Source organism: Streptomyces bobili (assembly GCF_002154575.1).
GTDB classification, from domain to species: domain Bacteria; phylum Actinomycetota; class Actinomycetes; order Streptomycetales; family Streptomycetaceae; genus Streptomyces; species Streptomyces bobili.
Map to the genome: position 1 here is coordinate 1 of NZ_MUBA01000006.1, position 17,524 is coordinate 17,524.

At 69.7% G+C, this 17,524-nt stretch carries 21 protein-coding genes; 8 read left to right on the plus strand and 13 right to left on the minus strand.

The genetic code is table 11. The features are described from left to right. The 5 genes from BZL64_RS00435 to BZL64_RS00455 all read right to left on the minus strand — a co-directional run. Positions 1–378, minus strand: a 378-nt coding sequence (locus BZL64_RS00435) for a (deoxy)nucleoside triphosphate pyrophosphohydrolase (RefSeq protein ID WP_107430173.1), incomplete at its 3' end; no start/stop codon positions are given. A gap of 105 nt (positions 379–483) precedes the next feature. Beyond that, on the minus strand, positions 484–675 hold the full coding sequence (locus BZL64_RS00440; protein WP_086764622.1) for an SPOR domain-containing protein: 192 nt from the start codon (positions 673–675) through the stop codon (positions 484–486). Between the two features lie 396 nt (positions 676–1,071). After that, on the minus strand, positions 1,072–1,824 hold the full coding sequence (locus BZL64_RS00445) for a GntR family transcriptional regulator (protein WP_086764632.1): 753 nt from the start codon (positions 1,822–1,824) through the stop codon (positions 1,072–1,074). 147 nt (positions 1,825–1,971) lie between these two features. Further along, positions 1,972–3,195, minus strand: a complete 1,224-nt coding sequence (locus BZL64_RS00450; protein WP_086764635.1) for a DUF4190 domain-containing protein — start codon at positions 3,193–3,195, stop codon at positions 1,972–1,974. Between the two features lie 222 nt (positions 3,196–3,417). Beyond that, positions 3,418–3,633, minus strand: a complete 216-nt coding sequence (locus BZL64_RS00455; protein ID WP_086764639.1) for an Imm7 family immunity protein — start codon at positions 3,631–3,633, stop codon at positions 3,418–3,420. 61 nt (positions 3,634–3,694) lie between these two features. Between BZL64_RS00455 and BZL64_RS00460 the strand changes: the two genes are divergently transcribed. After that, positions 3,695–4,051, plus strand: a complete 357-nt coding sequence (locus tag BZL64_RS00460; RefSeq protein ID WP_086764642.1) for a hypothetical protein — start codon at positions 3,695–3,697, stop codon at positions 4,049–4,051. A 165-nt stretch (positions 4,052–4,216) separates the two neighbouring features. Beyond that, on the plus strand, positions 4,217–5,608 hold the full coding sequence (locus BZL64_RS40750; RefSeq protein WP_244205118.1) for a hypothetical protein: 1,392 nt from the start codon (positions 4,217–4,219) through the stop codon (positions 5,606–5,608). A gap of 16 nt (positions 5,609–5,624) precedes the next feature. Here BZL64_RS40750 and BZL64_RS00480 read toward each other — a convergent pair whose 3' ends face one another. From BZL64_RS00480 to ychF, 3 genes are all read right to left on the minus strand, one after another. Further along, positions 5,625–6,038 (minus strand): DNA-binding protein, encoded by a 414-nt coding sequence (locus BZL64_RS00480; RefSeq protein ID WP_086764649.1) that lies wholly within the window; start codon positions 6,036–6,038, stop codon positions 5,625–5,627. Continuing rightward, positions 6,020–6,304 (minus strand): hypothetical protein, encoded by a 285-nt coding sequence (locus BZL64_RS00485; protein ID WP_086764700.1) that lies wholly within the window; start codon positions 6,302–6,304, stop codon positions 6,020–6,022. The genes BZL64_RS00480 and BZL64_RS00485 overlap by 19 nt, the downstream gene beginning before the upstream one ends. Before the next feature lie 274 nt (positions 6,305–6,578). Then, positions 6,579–7,667, minus strand: a complete 1,089-nt coding sequence (gene ychF, locus BZL64_RS00490) for a redox-regulated ATPase YchF (RefSeq protein ID WP_086764653.1) — start codon at positions 7,665–7,667, stop codon at positions 6,579–6,581. A 364-nt stretch (positions 7,668–8,031) separates the two neighbouring features. Between ychF and BZL64_RS00495 the strand changes: the two genes are divergently transcribed. Next, entirely contained in the window at positions 8,032–8,430 is a 399-nt protein-coding gene (locus tag BZL64_RS00495) for a DUF6542 domain-containing protein (protein ID WP_086764704.1), read from the plus strand. 78 nt (positions 8,431–8,508) lie between these two features. Here the strand turns inward: BZL64_RS00495 and ppgK are convergent, their stop codons facing one another. Beyond that, the gene (ppgK, locus tag BZL64_RS00500; protein WP_086764658.1) at positions 8,509–9,258 is read right to left on the minus strand and encodes a polyphosphate--glucose phosphotransferase; all 750 of its coding nucleotides are present in this window, start codon (positions 9,256–9,258) and stop codon (positions 8,509–8,511) included. Positions 9,259–9,287: 29 nt separating this feature from the next. Beyond that, on the minus strand, positions 9,288–10,313 hold the full coding sequence (locus BZL64_RS00505; protein ID WP_086764661.1) for a 4-hydroxy-3-methylbut-2-enyl diphosphate reductase: 1,026 nt from the start codon (positions 10,311–10,313) through the stop codon (positions 9,288–9,290). 81 nt (positions 10,314–10,394) lie between these two features. Here BZL64_RS00505 and xseA point away from each other — a divergent pair, with 81 nt between their 5' ends. The 3 genes from xseA (at position 10,395) to BZL64_RS00520 (ending at position 12,580) form a co-directional block, all read left to right on the plus strand. Next, positions 10,395–11,618, plus strand: coding sequence for an exodeoxyribonuclease VII large subunit (xseA, locus tag BZL64_RS00510; protein ID WP_086764665.1), 1,224 nt, complete (start codon positions 10,395–10,397; stop codon positions 11,616–11,618). After that, entirely contained in the window at positions 11,615–11,839 is a 225-nt protein-coding gene (locus tag BZL64_RS00515) for an exodeoxyribonuclease VII small subunit (RefSeq protein WP_086764670.1), read from the plus strand. Before xseA ends, BZL64_RS00515 begins: the two co-directional genes overlap by 4 nt. 150 nt (positions 11,840–11,989) lie before the next feature. Continuing rightward, the gene (locus BZL64_RS00520) at positions 11,990–12,580 is read left to right on the plus strand and encodes a malonic semialdehyde reductase (protein WP_086764673.1); all 591 of its coding nucleotides are present in this window, start codon (positions 11,990–11,992) and stop codon (positions 12,578–12,580) included. A gap of 91 nt (positions 12,581–12,671) precedes the next feature. On the opposite strand, the gene BZL64_RS00525 is transcribed toward BZL64_RS00520, so the two are convergent. Beyond that, complete coding sequence (locus BZL64_RS00525; protein ID WP_167396067.1) at positions 12,672–13,199, minus strand: DUF4245 domain-containing protein; 528 nt, start codon at positions 13,197–13,199, stop codon at positions 12,672–12,674. 124 nt (positions 13,200–13,323) lie between these two features. Here BZL64_RS00525 and glpX point away from each other — a divergent pair, with 124 nt between their 5' ends. After that, a complete protein-coding gene (glpX, locus tag BZL64_RS00530; protein WP_086764679.1) occupies positions 13,324–14,358 on the plus strand; it encodes a class II fructose-bisphosphatase in 1,035 nt (344 codons plus the stop codon). Between the two features lie 107 nt (positions 14,359–14,465). Here glpX and BZL64_RS00535 read toward each other — a convergent pair whose 3' ends face one another. Together BZL64_RS00535 and BZL64_RS00540 are read right to left on the minus strand one after the other, a co-directional pair. After that, positions 14,466–14,840, minus strand: a complete 375-nt coding sequence (locus BZL64_RS00535) for a WhiB family transcriptional regulator (RefSeq protein ID WP_086764683.1) — start codon at positions 14,838–14,840, stop codon at positions 14,466–14,468. A gap of 118 nt (positions 14,841–14,958) precedes the next feature. Further along, positions 14,959–15,648 carry a DUF1707 SHOCT-like domain-containing protein gene (locus tag BZL64_RS00540; protein ID WP_086764686.1) on the minus strand — a complete coding sequence of 230 codons (690 nt, stop codon included), beginning with the start codon at positions 15,646–15,648 and terminating at the stop codon, positions 14,959–14,961. Positions 15,649–15,828: 180 nt separating this feature from the next. On the opposite strand from BZL64_RS00540, the gene BZL64_RS00545 reads away from it, so the two are divergent. Further along, positions 15,829–17,496: a fumarate hydratase gene (locus tag BZL64_RS00545; protein ID WP_167396068.1), complete on the plus strand. Its 1,668-nt coding sequence runs from the start codon at positions 15,829–15,831 to the stop codon at positions 17,494–17,496. Positions 17,497–17,524: the final 28 nt, after the last annotated feature.

The window sequence follows — 17,524 nt, forward strand, 5'->3', positions numbered from 1 at the left end:
CCCGAGGAGATCTGGGACGTCCTGGTCGAGCCAGTCGACGTCCCAGATCTCCTCGGGCGTGAGCCAGCGCAGAGCGTCGTGGTCCTGGAGCGGGGCGGGAGCGGCGGAGGCGGGTCGAAGGCAGGCGGTCCACACTCGCAGGACGTAGGGCTGCCTCAGCGGCCACTCCCCCGGTACGCGCTCCACGGTGCGCGCGTCGACGCCGAGTTCCTCGCGCAGTTCGCGGACGAGGGCCTCCTCGGGCCGCTCGCCCGGCTCGACCTTGCCACCGGGCAGTTCCCAGCGTCCGGCGAGTTCGGGGGGCGCGCTGCGGCGTGCGGCGAGCAGGCGGTCACCGTCGAGAAGGGCGGCTCCGACCACCACGATCCGTTCCGTCATGCGCCGGAGCCTACGGGAGCGGCCAGGGGACAACAGTCCGGGACTTCCGGGACATACGGAACTTCCGGGACGCCAGGTCCGTACGCCGTCCCCGGCGCTCCGCGTTCAGTCGCGTACGCCGTCGCCGTTCTGCCCGATGCGTTCGACCCAGTAGAGCTGCTTGTGGCCGCGGTGGTCGAGGCTGTCCGCGATCTTCTGGGCCTCGTCGCGCGTCGCGTACCGGCCGACGCGGTAGCGATTGCCGTTGTCGTCCTGGCGTATGACGAGCCAGGGCAGCGACACGGTGCTCTCGTTCATCGCACCCCACGCCCCCTTCTCGCCCCGGCCGGGTCGGATCCCGTCCGCGGTGCGACCCGCGTCCCGCCCTCTGAGGAAACCGCAATCCGCATATGCCCGAGCGTACGCCCAACCTTTACGGAGCGAACACGGCTTTTCACAAACAGGTACGCAACCAGCCAAGGCGCAGGGGGCGCACGGGACCGAACGCGCCGCCCGCGCGGCGCGATGCCTCCGGTCGGCGGGTTGCCGGGCACCTGGCGGGCGACCTGCGGGAACGCGCGGAAACGACCGGATTCCGATGTCCCCAGCAAGACCGCCCCGCCGGGTGATTCCGGGGGCAACTGCCACGGGGGTGTGCGCCGCTGCCGCAAGGGTGTGCGCCGTTTCACCCCCGCGGTGGGGCGGGCGGCGGAGTCACCTCACCGGGAGGTGGTAGGCGACCTGGTAGCGGTCGGCGGGGATGACCACGTCGGCGGTCTCGACCGGGCGGCCCGAGGCGTAGTACGTGCGCTGGACGACCAGGACGACATGGCCCGGCACGCCGCCGAGGGCGAGGAGCTCCTCGGCGAGGCCGGGGCGCGCACCGACCTCCTCGGTGACGTTGTCCACGATCACGTCGATGGCGCGCATCCGCTCGACGACGCCCATGCCGCCGAGCGGTCCCTCCTCGGGCAGCATGACGGGCGTGCGGCCGGTGACGGCGAGGGGCTCCCAGGAGGTGGAGAGCATCATCGCCTCGCCGGCCTCGCGGAACACATAGCGCGTGCACATCACGCGGTCGCCGGGCTTGACGGCCAGCCGCTCGGCGACCGCCAGGCTCGCCTCGGCCTGCTCGCTGCGCGACTCCCAGGTGCCACGCGCCTCGACGTCGGCCTGCTCCTGCCGGAAGGGTGTCGCACCGGACTCCGGGCGGTACCCGGAACGGGCGATCCGGCGTGGCACGGGCCGCTCGCGCACATACGTCCCCGAACCGGAACGGCCCTCGACCAGACCCTCGGCCATCAGCACCTTGCGCGCCTCCAGCGCGACCGTGTCGGAGACGCCGTACTCCTCGCGGATGCGGGCCTGGGACGGGAGGCGGGTGTGCGGTGGCAGCGAGCCGTCGACGATCTGCTTGCGGAGATCGCCCGCGACCCGCAGGTACGCAGGCTGCTCACCGAATGTCACTGGCCGCTCCCATCAGCTTGTACAGACAGCTACAGCGTGGCAACCATCAGTTGTCCTGTGCAAGCAAAGGCCAGAGAATCACTCGATGTGATGACTTATATCCGGGAAGGGCTTTACGCAGGCAGTTTCTCCCCGCTATGGAAGCGATCACACGTCCAGGCCGTCGCCACTTCCCCCGGTGCTCCCGCCCTCGCTGTCCTCCTCGAACGCGGGCGGGGTCGAGGCCAGCCCCAGAGCCTCGCGTGCGGTGATGGTCTCGTCGCCGTAGATGGAGGAGTAGGCGATGTCGTAGTGCTCGTAGAAGGTGTCCACGTCGGCGGCCGTCGACGCCGCCGTCCACTCCTTGCCGGTCTCGCCCATGGCCTTCACGAGGTCGGCGACGGGCTGCCGGGCGGCCGACTGCCAGGTGTGCCTCTCCAGCGCCTCGGCCTGCTCCGCGGTCGCGTCCGCCACATCGCCGGCCCAGGCCTTGTTGGCGGCCAGGTCGTCCTCGGCGTAGTCCTCGGGCTCCTCGTAGAGCGCCTCGTCGACGGCGTTCACGGCCTTGAGGAAGGTCAGTTGATCGACGGTCAGCGTCGTGGCGTCGGAGCGCAGCGAGCCGGTCAGGGTGGACCGCTCGTCGGTGTTGCCGAAGAAGCAGGCGATCTGACGGTCGCCCCACTCCCAGCTCTCCCGGGTGGGCGTGAAGTGATAGTGGTCGACCTCGTCGGTCAGCGTCCAGGTGTCCAAGGTGTACTGGGACCCGAGGGCGTAGCACTTGTCCTCGGCCTCGTCCGCCACCGCGGCGTCGCCCGGGTAACTCCCGCCGGACAGCTGGACGGTGCCGAACACCTCGCCCTCGTGCTCCCCCCCGCAGTCCACCGTGTCGACGTCGTAGACGTCCTCCTCGACGGAGTCACCCGGCACGTCGAAGCAGTCGCCCTTGGCCAGGGAAAGGCTGGAGTTGGCCTTCGCGCCCTCCTTGAAGCCCTCCCAGAACGAGGAGGCGCCCCCGGTGGCCAGCATCACCACCCACAGCGCGAGCCCGAGCGAGGACAGCACGGCCCCGCCGATCGCCATGCCCGTGCCACGCTCCCCCCGCTTCTTGATCTGCAGCAGCGCGATGACACCGAGCACCAGACCTACGGCCGGCAGGAAGCACAGCACGCCGAGGACGAGCGCGGCGATCGCGACCCCGTTGACCGGCGCGGGCCGGTTGAGCGGCAGATACCCCTGCCCCCAGACCGCGTACGGCGCCCCCGGATACGTCCCGTGGGGCGCCTGCGGGCCGTACGGCTGCTGCGGATACGGGCCGGGCCCCTGCGGCTGCGGCTGCGGAGGTCCGTACGGATCCTGAGGCTGCTGGGACCCGGGGGGCGGGGGTATGGACACGAGTACCGTGCTCCTGGCTCAGACGGCGGGCGGGGCGGGCCGCACCAGGCTGCACACGGCGATGCAGAACTGACGTACGACTGGGCGCATGGTAAGCGCGGTACCCGCGGGGGCGGTACGGCGGGCACGAATACGACGATCCGGGCGGTGAGCGCATTCCTGACGGGACGAGAGGAACGGTCGCCCCGGTCAGTCCTCGATCGGTCCTCGGTCAGTCCTCGGTCAGTCCTCGATCACCGGATTGCACGGCGAGAGGAACGGATCCAGGCGCTCCTCCACGATCCCCCTGCGCATGACGCGCACCCGGAACGCGTTGTCGGCGTTCAGGATGCCTCCGTCGTCCGAGCGGTCGTAGAGCATCCCCCAGGAGCCGGGGAAGCGGCGCGCGATGTACGCCACCAGTTCGTCCAGCTGCCCTGCCTCGTGCCTGCTGGCCATCGAGTGCAAGTACTACACCGCCAGCCGGTTCGGCATCGGCCACGCGCGTAATTTCGCAGGGTTGCACACCGACCTGCGGACCGCCCACAACCTGTTCGTCTCCAGCACGGGAGCATCGAGCGTGGTCACGTACCTGTCCGCCTGCATGCGCGGATACGAGCGGGAGGTCGTACCGGCCAACGTCAACACCGCCGGCTACACACGTGGCCAGATCCGCGAGGCGTTCAAGATCTACCTCGGCAAGACGGCTCCGTCCACGGTGATCTGTTCAGACGCGCACCGCGGTGACCGTCGACAACGTCCACGTACGCCCGATCTCGGGCTCAGCTGCGTGCACCACGATGTCGGCGCACTGCCCCTCCCGGACGTCCACCCGCACCCCAAGCCAGTTCAGCCAGATCCCTATCGACGACTCTGAACCCAAGCCGTTTCGCATCAATACCAGGAATCACTACTCTCGCCGTAAACACGCCCTCTACATCTCTCACCCGAACGAGGAGTCCTTTCAACAGCCCAGAATTCCCGCAAGGGCAGCGGGCATCGTCTCCGGGGGCAGGGCACCCAGGGAACGGCGGGAGGCTACATGGAACAGGCCCTCAATAATCGGCAGCAGGCCGTGCTCGGCTGGGTGGGCCAGGGGTGTCCCGACGGAGTCTGGCCAGACAGCACGTACAAGACCAGCGGACAAGCCCTGCAGAACCGAGGGCTCATCAAGGTCACCAAACGCCGCGGGCATTGGAGCGCCCACCTCACCGAGAAGGGGCGGCAGCATCTCATCGAACGCGGCATGCGCCCCGTGGAGCAGAGCACCCGACCGCCGGAGCGCCCCGCCCGAAATCCGGCACCGCCGCGCCCCCGAGCCGTGCCGAAGGCCCTTGCGAACTACGCGGACCAGCTACTCGATGAACTGGCCGTTGCGAACGACGGCTGTCTCATCAAGCCCATCGAATCCGGCCCGCACGCGGTGAATTGGGCGTCACGGGTCAACGCCGCCCGCAAGTCCGGCAAGATCCCCCACACGCAGGAACTCCACGGATACCGCACCCACCGCGGCTACGAGATCAAGCTGGTCGACATCCCTGCCTGGCGCCTCGCGGAACTCACCCCGCTCCCTGTGCCGGCCAGACTCACCAAACCCCATGCCGTCGTGGCCGCCCTCCAAAAGCAGCCGCAGCCCATGGGCCTGACCAAACCCCTCCAGGGCCGAGCCCTGCGCATCATCCAAACCCTCATCACCGCCACCACAGCCCAAGGCCACAAGGCATCGCTCGGAACCACACAAGGCGCGCCCCCGCCCCATCGGCGCCGCAAGGCACCACCGCACTTCTCCATCACCGCCCAAGGCGAAAGTGTCGGATTCCTCGTCCTCCAAGAACAGGACCGCAGCGAACACGTCCCCACAGACAAGGAACTCGCCGACGCCAAGAAGTACTCATGGATGCGTATCCCCCGCTTCGACTACATCCCCTCCAGCCGCCTACGCTTCATACTCCGCGGCGGCAGCCCGCACCGTGCAAGCGAATGGGTAGATCTCCCCGACCGGCCTCTGGAAGAACAACTCGCCGAGATCGTGCAGGAGGTCGGACTCCGCGGCGAGGCCGCAGAACGCAAACGCCTTGCAGACCAGCAAGCCAGAGAGGTACAGCAAAAGCGCTGGGAAGCCGCCATGCAGGAAGCCCACGCCGCCTACGCCCACGCCTACCGCGTCAAACACCTCGGAGAACAGGCAGACACCTGGTACCAGGCCAGCCGCCTGACTGAATACGTCGCAGCAGTAGGCGTCCATGCCACATCACTTCCGCCCGGGCAGGAGCGGACCGAGGTCGAGGCGTGGCTCGCGTTCGCGGACGCGCACCTCCAAAACCTCACCGAATCGGCCTCAGCGCCGAAACTGCCCACGCCGCCGAAACCCAGCGGCGACGACCTCAAGCCCTTCCTCGGTCACTGGAGCCCCTACGGACCCCGCTCCTACTGAGCCGGACCAAGGGAAATCACACCGCCACGAGCCGGACCCGCTCGCCGCACAGCTTGGCCATGTCGTCAATATCGGAAGTCAGCATGACCACGGGGCGGTACTGTCGCAGCGCGGCCTCGGCGACGGCCGCATCGATCGCGTACTTGTGTCCGTGCAACCCGGCATCCATCAGCAACTTCGAGGCAGCCCTCGCCTCCTCGTCACCGACCGGGACGACCCGCAGCCCGGAAAGCACCGAGTTCAGGCGCGACTTGTTCGTACGGGCACGGACGGCCTCGATAATGGTGAGCGCACTGATCACGACCTCCATGCCGCGCGAGCGCGCCTCAGCGATCAGAGCCACCACCTGTTCTTCGTCAACGAGCAGCTTCGAGAGTCCCTCGCTGTCGAGGACGAGCGTCCCCTCGTGACTCAACCTGCGGCGGGCCACTCGGCCTCCTCGGCGAACACCTCGTCGAAGACCTGCCGCGCCCGCTGACGAGCCTGCCCGGAGACCGGCCCCTTGCGGCTCTCGTAGTCCGCCAGGTACTCGTCCAGGACCTGTCCGCGCAGCTCACGCTCGACCGCCTCCGCGATGAACGCGGAGAACTCCCGCTTGCCCACCCGAGCCCGAATCGCCTCCGCGGTCCCCTCCGGCAGCGACAGGCTCACCCGCGTCGCTGGCCCTTCCCCGATGCTGTACGTCGTCTCAGCCATGCCCTCGATTGTGTCAAACGAGTAGGAAAAGTGCCACGTCCGCACTACCTTCACAGCTCGGCCAGTGCCCCGCTCGCACAAATCCCAGCACGGGCACCCTCATCCCATCCCAGCACGATCCCAGCACGGTACGGATGACCAGGGACGACGACAGGTGACGAGAGGTCAGCTATCCCAGCACCATCCCAGCACGGGAAAGAACAAAGGGCCCGACCCCGAAGAGCCGGACCCTCCCTGACCTGCATGTTTGCCAGATCAGCGACGTGGTGTTAAGTCACACGTTGAACCGGAACTCCACCACGTCCCCGTCCTGCATCACATAGTCCTTGCCCTCCATGCGGGCCTTGCCCTTGGCTCGGGCCTCTGCCACCGAGCCGGTTTCCACCAGGTCGGCGAAGGAGATGACCTCCGCCTTGATGAAGCCCTTCTGGAAGTCGGTGTGGATGACGCCGGCGGCCTCGGGGGCGGTGGCGCCCTTCTTGATCGTCCAGGCGCGGGATTCCTTGGGGCCTGCCGTGAGGTAGGTCTGCAGGCCGAGGGTGTTGAAGCCGACGCGGGCGAGGGTGGCGAGGCCGGGCTCCTCGGCGCCGACCGACTCCAGCAGCTCCATGGCGTCCTCCTCGTCCAGCTCGGCGAGGTCCGACTCCAGCTTGGCGTTGAGGAAGATCGCCTCGGCGGGGGCGACCAGGGCGCGCTGCTCGTTCTTGAAGTCCTCGTCGACCAGCTCGTCCTCGTCGACGTTGAAGACGTAGAGGAAGGGCTTGGTGGTGAGGAGGTGCAGGTCGTGAAGGAGTTCGTCGCGCTCGGTGCCCTGGAGGATGCCGTGCGAGAAGAGCGTGTCGCCCTTCTCCAGGATCTCCTTGGCCTCCTCGACGGCCTTCACCTTGGGGCCGATGTCCTTCTTGATGCGCGACTCCCGCTGGAGGCGGGGAAGGACCTTCTCGACGGTCTGGAGGTCGGCGAGGATCAGCTCGGTGTTGATCGTCTCGATGTCGTCCTTCGGCGAGACCTTGCCGTCGACGTGCACGACGTTCTCGTCCTTGAAGGCGCGGATGACCTGGCAGATCGCGTCGGACTCGCGGATGTTGGCCAGGAACTTGTTGCCCAGGCCCTCGCCCTCGGACGCACCGCGCACGATGCCCGCGATGTCGACGAAGTCGACGGTCGCGGGGAGGATCCGCTGCGAGCCGAAGATCTCGGCGAGCTTGGTGAGCCGGGCGTCGGGGACGCCCACGACGCCCACGTTCGGCTCGATCGTGGCGAACGGGTAGTTGGCCGCCAGCACGTCGTTCTTGGTCAGGGCGTTGAACAGGGTCGACTTGCCGACATTCGGCAGACCGACGATTCCGATCGTGAGCGACACGTTGCGACTTCCCGTAGTGAGAGGGCCAGAGGGCCAGAGGACCGGCCGATCCACCAGTTTACGGCGTGCCCGCGCCCGCCCCGGCGGACCTGTCGAACGCATGGCCAAGGTCGCCCCTCCGGCGTGTCCCGCCCCCGATTCGGCACATAAACCGACCTAAGTTGGACGGGTGGAGCAACACAGGACGCGACGCGGCACCGTGCCCTTGCCGCCGCAGACCGGCCGCGGCGGAGCCGGTGACGCCCGCCGCGGGAACGGTTCGGTGCGCGCCGGCCGGGCGGACCCGCAACGCCGTCCCGGTCCCCGGCTCCCGAAACCGGCCCGCTCCCCCGTGTCCGCCCCGCCTCCGGCGGTGGGCGGGCGGATGCCCAATCCCCGGCTCACCGGGCTCGGCACGGGACTGTTCGCCGTACTGGTGATGGTGACGCTCGGCTGGCTCGAACGGCTGCTGCTGGGCGCCTCCCCGACGGCGCAGACGGCATACGGCGTGCTGTTCCTGCCGGTGTGCGTGCTGTGCGGGCTGTGGGTGCGCCGGGCGGACCTGGTCGCCGCGCCCGTCGTGGTGCCGATCGCCTTCGCCGTGGGCGTCCTGCCGCTGGCGAAGGACGGCGACGGGCCCGGCGCCCGGCTGATGGCGCTGGCCACGGCCCTGGCCACCCAGGTGGGCTGGCTGTACGGCGGGACGCTGCTGGCCGCGCTGACCGTGCTGGTGCGCCGGGTGGTCCTGGTGGCCCGGCGCCGCCGGGCCACCGCCCGCCGCTGACGCCGGGCCGGCCGGAACCCGCCGGGCCCGGCCGGACCGCCAGGCCCGGGAGGACCGCCGGGTGCCCAGGGAGGACCGCTACCGGCTCTCCTTCGCCGCCCGCATGGCCGCGCCCACGATCCCCGCGTTGTTCTGCAGCTGCGCCGGGACGATCTCGGCCTGGATGCCGTCGATGAAGTGCAGGAACTTCTCGGACTTACGGCTGACACCGCCGCCGATGACGAACAGTTCGGGCGAGAAGAGCATCTCGACATGGGCGAGGTACTTCTGGACGCGGTGCGCCCAGTGTTCCCATGTCAGGTCGCCGTCCTCCCTGGCCTTGCTGGAGGCGCGGGTCTCCGCGTCGTGGCCGTGCAGTTCCAGGTGGCCCAGCTCGGTGTTGGGGACGAGGACGCCGTCCACGAAGACGGCACTGCCGATGCCGGTGCCGAAGGTGAGGAGGATGACGGTGCCCCGGCGGTCACGGCCGGCGCCGAAGGCGACCTCGGCGACACCGGCCGCGTCGGCGTCGTTGACCACGGTGACCGGCAGCCCGCCCAGCCGCTCGCTGAACAGGGCCCGCGCGTCCGTGTCGATCCAGTCCTTGTCGACGTTGGCCGCGGTACGGATCGTGGAGCCGCCGGTGACGACGCCCGGGAAGGTCAGGCCGACCGGGCCCGTCCAGCCGAAGTTCTCGACCACCTGCCGCACACTGTCGGCCACGCCGTCGGGCGTCGCCGGTTGCGGGGTGAGCACCTTGAAGCGCTCCTGGGCCAGGTCGCCCCTGTCGAGGTCCACAGGGGCGCCCTTGATCCCGGATCCACCGATGTCCACGCCGAAGATCTGCATGGCTCCACGTTACGACGGCGGACGGACCGTCACTCGGCCGAGGTCTGCGCCGGGCCGCTCCCGCCACGCTCGGCCACCAGCGCGGCGGCCTCCTCGCGCAGGTCGCGGCGGAGTTCCTTGGGCAGCGAGAAGATGATGTGCTCCTCGGCCGCCTTCACCAGCTCCACGTCGCCGTAGCCGCGCTCGCCGAGCCAGCCGAGGACCTCCTCGACGAGGATCTCGGGGACGGAGGCGCCGGAGGTGACGCCCACCGTCGTCACGCCCTCCAGCCACGCCTCGTCGATCTCGCTCGCGAAGTCCACCAGGTACGCCTCGCGGGCGCCGGCGAGCTTGGCGACCTCGACGAGCCGCTTGGAGTTCGAGGAGTTGCGGGAGCCGACGACGATCACCAGTTCCGCCTCGGCGCCCATCTGCTTCACCGCGAGCTGACGGTTCTGCGTGGCGTAGCAGATGTCGTCGCTGGGCGGGGAGATGAGCTGCGGGAACTTGTCCTTGAGGGCGTCGACGGTCTCCATCGTCTCGTCGACGGAGAGGGTGGTCTGGGACAGCCAGACGACCTTGGAGGGGTCGCGGACCTCGACCTTGGCGACGTCCGAGGGCCCGTCGACGAGCTGGATGTGGTCGGGGGCCTCGCCGGAGGTGCCGATGACCTCCTCGTGGCCCTCGTGGCCGATCAGGAGGATGTCGTAGTCCTCGTCGGCGAACCGGACGGCTTCCTTGTGGACCTTGGTGACGAGGGGGCAGGTCGCGTCGATGGTGGCGAGCCTGCCGCGCTCGGCCTCCTGGTGGACGACCGGGGCGACGCCGTGCGCCGAGAACATGACGATGTTGCCCGGCGGGACCTCCTCCGTCCGTTCGACGAAGATGGCGCCCTTCTTCTCCAGGGTCTGCACGACGTACTTGTTGTGGACGATCTCGTGGCGGACGTAGACAGGAGCGCCGTACTGCTCCAGGGCTTTCTCGACGGCGATCACGGCGCGGTCCACACCCGCGCAGTAGCCCCGGGGGGCGGCGAGCAGGACACGGCGGCCAGACGAAGCAGTCATGCGTCCCATCGTAAGGCCGGGGAAGGGGGCGCAGAGATCGCGCGCGTGCTCGGGCCCCGGGTTGTCAGCGGGGGCCACTACGCTCGCGGCATGGCTGTCAACACGTCTGCTGAGGCTCCGCTGCCCGTCGGGGAGGTCTCGCGGCTCATCGGGGGGTGGATCGAGCGGCTCGGCGCGGTGTGGGTCGAGGGGCAGATCACCCAGTTGTCGCGGCGCCCGGGGGCGGGTGTGGTGTTCCTGACGCTGCGCGACCCGTCGCACGACATCTCCGTGGGCGTGACCTGCTTCCGGCAGGTCTTCGACACGGTCGCCGACGTCGTCGGGGAGGGCGCGCGCGTCGTCGTGCACGCCAAGCCGGAGTGGTACGCCCCGCGCGGGCAGCTGTCGCTGCGGGCCGTCGAGATACGGCCGGTGGGTGTCGGGGAGCTGCTGGCTCGGCTGGAGCAGCTGAAGAAGTCGCTCGCCGCGGAGGGGCTGTTCGCCGCCGAGCGGAAGCGGCCGCTGCCCTTCCTTCCGCAGCTCATCGGACTGGTGTGCGGGCGGGCCTCCGCGGCGGAGCGGGACGTGCTGGAGAACGCCCGGCACCGCTGGCCCGCGGTCCGCTTCGAGGTGCGCAATGTCGCGGTGCAGGGCGTGCACGCCGTACCGCAGGTCGTCCAGGCGGTGAAGGAGCTGGACGCCCGGACGGACGTGGACGTGATCATCGTCGCGCGCGGGGGCGGCAGCGTGGAGGATCTGCTGCCGTTCTCCGACGAGCAGCTGGTGCGGGCGGTGGCGGCCTGCCGTACGCCCCTCGTGTCGGCGATCGGGCACGAGCCCGACAACCCGCTGCTGGACCATGTGGCCGACGTGCGGGCCTCCACGCCCACCGACGCGGCGAAGAGGGTCGTGCCGGACGTCGGCGAGGAGCTGGAGCGGGTGCGGATGCTGCGCGGGCGGGCCCGGCGGTGCGTGGAGGCGTTCGTGGAGCGCGAGGAACGCGGGCTCGGTCACGCGCTCGGCCGGCCGGTGATACGGGATCCGCAGCGGATGATCGACGAGCGGGCGGACCAGGTCTCCTCGCTGGCCGACCGCGCCCGGCGCACGCTCGGGCATCTCCTGGACCGCGCCGACTCCGAGCTGTCGCACACGCACGCGCGCGTGGTCGGGCTGTCCCCGGCGGCGACGCTGAAGCGGGGGTACGCGGTGTTGCAGAAGGCCGACGGCCATGTGGTCCGCGATCCGGGCGAGGTGGCGGCCGACGAGGTGCTGCGCGCGCGGGTCGCCGCGGGTGAGTTCACGGTTCGAGCAGACGATCAGGGATTGGGTGCATGACGAGCAAGACGGACGAGGCGCTCGGGTACGAGCAGGCGCGCGACGAGCTGATCGAGGTCGTACGCCGCCTGGAGGCCGGGGGTACGACGCTGGAGGAGTCCCTCGCCCTGTGGGAGCGCGGGGAGGAGCTGGCGAAGGTGTGCCGGCGCTGGCTGGAGGGTGCGCGGGCCCGGCTGGACGCGGCCCTCGCCGAGGAGGAGGGGCCCGCCGAGGGGGAGTAGCGGAGGCAGGGGAGCGAGAGGGCTGTGGCGTGTGAGGCCGGTCACCGGCGCCTCGGGTTTTGTTGAACGTTGAAGTTCTGTCCCGTAGTGTCGGACGTGTCAACCGGCCCGACGTTCGGGTTCCGGACGTCCACCCGAGGAAGATCGCTCATGTCTCTCGCACTTGACCCCGCCGCCCAGGACCTCCTGTTCCGCGATGCCCACACCGCGAACACCTTCACCGACGAGCCGGTGACCGAGGAGCAGGTCCAGGCGATCTACGACCTGGTCAAGTTCGGCCCGACCGCCTTCAACCAGACGCCGCTGCGCGTCACGCTGGTCCGCTCCGCCGAGGCCCGCGAGCGCCTCGTGCAGCACATGGCCGAGGGCAACCAGGCCAAGACGGCCTCCGCCCCGCTGGTCGCGATCCTCGCCGCGGACAACGAGTTCCACGAGGAGCTGCCGACCCTTCTCCCGTCGTTCCCGCAGGCCAAGGACCTCTTCTTCGCCGAGCGCCCGGCCCGTGAGAGCTCCGCCACGCTGAACGCCGCCCTCCAGGCCGCGTACTTCATCGTCGGCATCCGCGCCGCCGGTCTCGCCGCGGGCCCGATGACCGGCTTCGACGCCGAGGGCATCCGCAAGGAGTTCCTGGACGACGACCACACCCCGCTGATCGTCGTCAACATCGGCAAGCCGGGCGAGGGCGCCTCCTACCCGCGCTCCCCGCGCCTGGCGTACGAGCAGGTCGTCACCACCGTCTGAGACGCGACGCTCCCGAGCACGACGAAGGCACCCTGCGGATCCGCAGGGTGCCTTCGTCGTGCTCGGAGGCGCGCGGGGCGCCCCATGGCGCTCACGCCAGTCTCAGCGCGCCCGCCATCTCGGCCAGCTGGGCGAACGACGCCGTACCCGCGACGACCGTCGTGGCGCCGTCGGTGCCCTCCAGGACCAGGGCGTCGTAGCGTCCGCCGGTGTACCGGGTCCAGGTCCGGCCGCCGATCTCCTCGGTCGCCTTCGTCTCCCGGGCGCCCTGGCTCGCGTCGTCGATGAACCGCGCGCGCTTCTCGGTCGACTGCTCCACCGCCACGTACTCCCCGTCGGGGGAGTGGAAGCCGAGGTGCCAGGCGTCGAACTGGGCGCCGTCGAAGCGCACCGAGGTCGCCTTCCAGTCCGGGGACAGGCCCTCGGGCGCGGCCACCGGGTAGGAGGCCGCACGGCGCGCCGTGAGGAGCTCCACGCGGTAGTCGACCCGCTTCACATCCGGAGCGGCGCTGTCGTCGTGCGGGATGAAGAAGTACATCACCAGACCGGCGACCATGATCAGGCCCAGGGAGAGCACCATGTCCCGGACCGTCTGCGTCTTGCCTTTCGAACCTGCCACGCCCCTATCGTCGCAGGTGCCGGGTGCGCTCATCCGTGGGGTCCCCTGCTCATTTTGTCGGACTGACGATAGAGTCGGGTCGAACCCTCATCCGGCCGTCGCCGTATCAGAAAGGTGCGTTCCGATGACCGAGAATCATCAGCTGCCGTCCGAACTTGATGTCCCCTCCGAGGCCCCCGACCGCAACCTCGCTCTCGAACTGGTCCGGGTGACCGAAGCCGCGGCCATGGCCGCGGGCCGCTGGGTGGGACGCGGCGACAAGAACGGCGCCGACGGTGCCGCGGTGCGCGCCATGCGGACCCTCGTCTCCACCGTCTCGATGAACGGCGTCGTCGTCATCGGTGAGGGTGAGAAGGACGAGGCGCCGATGCTGTTCAACGGCGAGCGCGTCGGTGACGGGACCGGGCCCGAGGTCGACATCGCCGTCGACCCGATCGACGGCACCACGCTGACGGCAAAGGGCATGCCGAACGCGATCGCCGTCCTCGCGGCCACCGAGCGCGGCGCCATGTTCGACCCGTCCGCCGTGTTCTACATGGACAAACTGGTCACCGGTCCCGAGGCCGCCGACTTCGTCGACATCGACGCCCCGGTGTCGGTGAACATCCGCCGGGTCGCCAAGGCCAAGCGGGCCACCCCGGAGGACGTCACCGTCGTCATCCTGGACCGGCCCCGGCACGCGGGGATCATCGACGAGATCCGCCAGACCGGCGCCCGCATCAAGCTCATCACCGACGGCGACGTCGCCGGGTCCATCCTCGCGCTGCGCGAGGGCACCGGCGTCGATCTCCTCCTCGGCGTCGGCGGCACCCCGGAGGGCATCATCTCGGCCTGCGCCGTGAAGTGTCTGGGCGGCACCATTCAGGGCAAGCTGTGGCCCAAGGACGACGAGGAGCGGCAGCGGGCGATCGACGCCGGGCACGACCTCGACCGCGTGCTCACCACCGAGGACCTGGTGACCGGGGAGAACGTGTTCTTCGTCGCCACCGGGATCACGGACGGCGAGTTGCTGCGGGGGGTGCGCTACCGGTCCGAGACCGCGGTCACCGATTCGATCGTGATGCGGTCGAAGTCGGGGACGGTGCGCAGGATCGACTCCGAGCACCGGCTCAGCAAGCTGCGCGCGTACAGCGCGATCGACTTCGACCGGGCGAAGTAACCGCGCCCCGCGGGGTGCCGCGGTCCCGCGGCGGAAAGGGCGCCCCCGGTGCGGTGGGGGCGCCCTTTCGCATGGGTGTGGGTGTATCCGCGAGGTCCGGCCGGGGTCTAGCCCGCTGCCGCTATGTGGTCCGCCGGCCTGGTCGCCTTTTTCAGTTCCACGTCCCTGCGGCGACGGCGGGCCAGGACCACGCGGCGTTCCGCGGCGGTGAGGCCGCCCCAGACGCCGTAGGGCTCCGGCTGGAGCAAGGCGTGTTCCCGGCACTCCACCATGACCGGACAGCCGCCGCAGACCCGCTTGGCCGCCTCCTCGCGGGAGAGCCGGGCCGCGGTGGGCTCCTTGGAGGGGGCGAAGAACAGGCCTGCCTCGTCACGCCGGCACACCGCTTCGGTGTGCCAGGGCGCGTCTTGGTCCCTGTCTCGCGCTGGCACCCGCTGGGCCGGTACGGCAGCGACCTGGGACGAATGCGGCGATTGCAGCACGGTCTACTCCTGACGACGGCTTCGCGAGCGAGAGACGATGCAGCAAGGCCTACCCGCTGTGCGCGCGCCTATGCACTGAGTCCCCAACCGCCGGACGGGAGCGCCGGATTCACGAGCGTCAACGGTCCAGGTGCTTGCGCATACTCCGGTCGACCTTGCGGTGGACCCGGTCGAGGACGTCCGCGACGAGCTTGCCGCGCTTGGGGCGGGCCTCGATGTTACCGAGGACGGACCAGCCGTCGACGTAGATGACGGGGGCGTCGGGGTCGGGGGAATCGAGGGTGTCCACCTCGAAGTTGCCGAGGACGCCGCCGCCGGTGCCGCGCAGCGACACGTTCTCCGGAACGCTGATCTCGACGTTGCCGAAGACCGAGAAGGCCTTGATGACGACCTGCTGGTACTCGAAGAGCGCCTCGCTCAGGTCGATCTCCACACTGCCGAAGACCGCGTACGCGTGGATACGGCGGCCCGCGCGCCAGCGGCCCTTGCGGACGGCGGCGCTGAAGATCGCGACCAGGTTGTCGTCCGGGTCGGCCGGGATCGCACCCGGCGTCGGGCGGTTCGGGGCCGGCATGCGCGGCGAGGCCTGCCGCGGGTGCGCGGCGGGCAGGTCCCGGACGAAGACGTCCAGCTCACCGACCGTCTTGGCGGCCAGCACGCCCTCGACGCGCTCGGAGTGCTCCTCGGCGGTGAGCCGCCCCTCGGCGAGAGCCTCGCGCAGGATGTCGGCGATGCGGTCACGGTCGGCGTCCGAGGCACGCAACTCGCTCACCGCGGCAGGCGGTTCGGTCTGCTTCTGAAGGTCCACGGCAGCAGCGTACCGAAACACGATAGATCGCGATAGCCCCTCGTTCGGGTGTCGATCGGTACCGGTCGGTGCCGAACTGAGCCTTACCTCACAAGCTCGCTGCCAGTTGCACGTTCTACGCTGGTGGACGCTTGCCAACGGAGGCCGGCCGTGTTGTCTGTCGAGTGAGGAATGGGCGAGATGCCTGAGTTCGCGTACACCGATCTGCTCCCCATGGGAGAGGACACCACCCCCTACCGGCTGGTGACCTCCGAGGGTGTCTCCACCTTCGAGGCCGACGGGCGGACCTTCCTCAAGGTGGAGCCGGAGGCGCTGCGCAAGCTCGCCGAGGAGGCCATCCACGACATCCAGCACTACCTGCGCCCGGCCCACCTCGCGCAGCTGCGCCGGATCATCGACGACCCCGAGGCGTCGGGCAACGACAAGTTCGTCGCCCTGGACCTGCTGAAGAACGCGAACATCGCGGCCGCCGGCGTGCTCCCCATGTGCCAGGACACCGGCACCGCCATCGTCATGGGCAAGCGCGGGCAGAACGTGCTGACCGACGGCGGCGACGAGTCGGCCCTCTCGCGCGGGATCTACGACGCGTACCTGAACCTGAACCTGCGCTACTCGCAGATGGCTCCCCTCACCATGTGGGAGGAGAAGAACACCGGCTCCAACCTGCCGGCCCAGATCGAGCTGTACGCGGCCGACGGCGGCGCCTACAAGTTCCTCTTCATGGCGAAGGGCGGCGGCAGCGCCAACAAGTCCTTCCTCTACCAGGAGACGAAGGCCGTCCTCAACGAGGCCTCCATGATGAAGTTCCTGGAGGAGAAGATCCGCTCCCTGGGTACGGCCGCCTGCCCGCCGTACCACCTCGCGATCGTCGTCGGCGGCACCTCCGCCGAGTACGCGCTCAAGACCGCCAAGTACGCCTCCGCGCACTACCTCGACGAGATCCCCGCCGAGGGCTCGCCGCTGGGGCACGGCTTCCGGGACAAGGAGCTGGAGGAGAAGGTCTTCGAGCTGACCCAGAAGATCGGGATCGGCGCGCAGTTCGGCGGCAAGTACTTCTGCCACGACGTGCGCGTCGTGCGCCTTCCGCGGCACGGGGCCTCGTGCCCGGTCGCGATCGCGGTCTCGTGCTCCGCCGACCGGCAGGCCGTCGCCAAGATCACCGCCGAGGGCGTCTTCCTGGAGCAGCTGGAGACCGATCCGGCACGGTTCCTGCCGGAGACGACCGAGGAGCACCTCGAGTCCGACGGGGACGTCGTACGCATCGACCTCAACCAGCCGATGGACGACATCCTCGCCGAGCTGACCAAGTACCCCGTGAAGACCCGGCTGTCCCTGTCCGGGCCGCTCGTCGTGGCGCGCGACATCGCGCACGCCAAGATCAAGGAGCGGCTGGACGCGGGCGAGGAGATGCCGCAGTACCTCAAGGACCACCCGGTGTACTACGCCGGACCGGCGAAGACGCCCGAGGGGTACGCGTCCGGGTCCTTCGGGCCGACGACGGCCGGCCGTATGGACTCCTACGTCGAGCAGTTCCAGGCGGCGGGCGGCTCCCGGGTGATGCTGGCGAAGGGCAACCGGTCGGCGCAGGTCACCAAGGCGTGCGACGCGCACGGCGGCTTCTACCTGGGCTCGATCGGCGGTCCTGCGGCGCGGCTCGCGCAGGACTGCATCAAGAAGGTCGAGGTCGTCGAGTACGAGGAGCTCGGCATGGAGGCCGTCTGGAAGATCGAGGTCGAGGACTTCCCTGCGTTCATCGTGGTCGACGACAAGGGGAACGACTTCTTCCAGGATCCGGCGCCTGCGCCGACGTTCACGTCGATCCCCGTGCGGGGGCCTGGGCTGGCGTAGGGCGTTCTTCGCCCCCGCCGCCCCTTCC

Excerpts from the sequence above, each read along its gene's own strand:
- BZL64_RS00440 (WP_086764622.1), bottom strand. The coding sequence starts at position 675 with ATGAACGAGAGCACCGTGTCGCTGCCCTGGCTCGTCATACGCCAGGAC.
- BZL64_RS00455 (WP_086764639.1), bottom strand. The coding sequence starts at position 3,633 with ATGGCCAGCAGGCACGAGGCAGGGCAGCTGGACGAACTGGTGGCGTAC.
- BZL64_RS40750 (WP_244205118.1), top strand. The coding sequence starts at position 4,217 with ATGGAACAGGCCCTCAATAATCGGCAGCAGGCCGTGCTCGGCTGGGTG.
- BZL64_RS00485 (WP_086764700.1), bottom strand. The coding sequence starts at position 6,304 with ATGGCTGAGACGACGTACAGCATCGGGGAAGGGCCAGCGACGCGGGTG.
- BZL64_RS00495 (WP_086764704.1), top strand. The coding sequence starts at position 8,032 with ATGCCCAATCCCCGGCTCACCGGGCTCGGCACGGGACTGTTCGCCGTA.
- ppgK (WP_086764658.1), bottom strand. The coding sequence starts at position 9,258 with ATGCAGATCTTCGGCGTGGACATCGGTGGATCCGGGATCAAGGGCGCC.
- BZL64_RS00505 (WP_086764661.1), bottom strand. The coding sequence starts at position 10,313 with ATGGGACGCATGACTGCTTCGTCTGGCCGCCGTGTCCTGCTCGCCGCC.
- xseA (WP_086764665.1), top strand. The coding sequence starts at position 10,395 with ATGGCTGTCAACACGTCTGCTGAGGCTCCGCTGCCCGTCGGGGAGGTC.
- BZL64_RS00515 (WP_086764670.1), top strand. The coding sequence starts at position 11,615 with ATGACGAGCAAGACGGACGAGGCGCTCGGGTACGAGCAGGCGCGCGAC.
- BZL64_RS00520 (WP_086764673.1), top strand. The coding sequence starts at position 11,990 with ATGTCTCTCGCACTTGACCCCGCCGCCCAGGACCTCCTGTTCCGCGAT.
- glpX (WP_086764679.1), top strand. The coding sequence starts at position 13,324 with ATGACCGAGAATCATCAGCTGCCGTCCGAACTTGATGTCCCCTCCGAG.
- BZL64_RS00545 (WP_167396068.1), top strand. The coding sequence starts at position 15,829 with ATGCCTGAGTTCGCGTACACCGATCTGCTCCCCATGGGAGAGGACACC.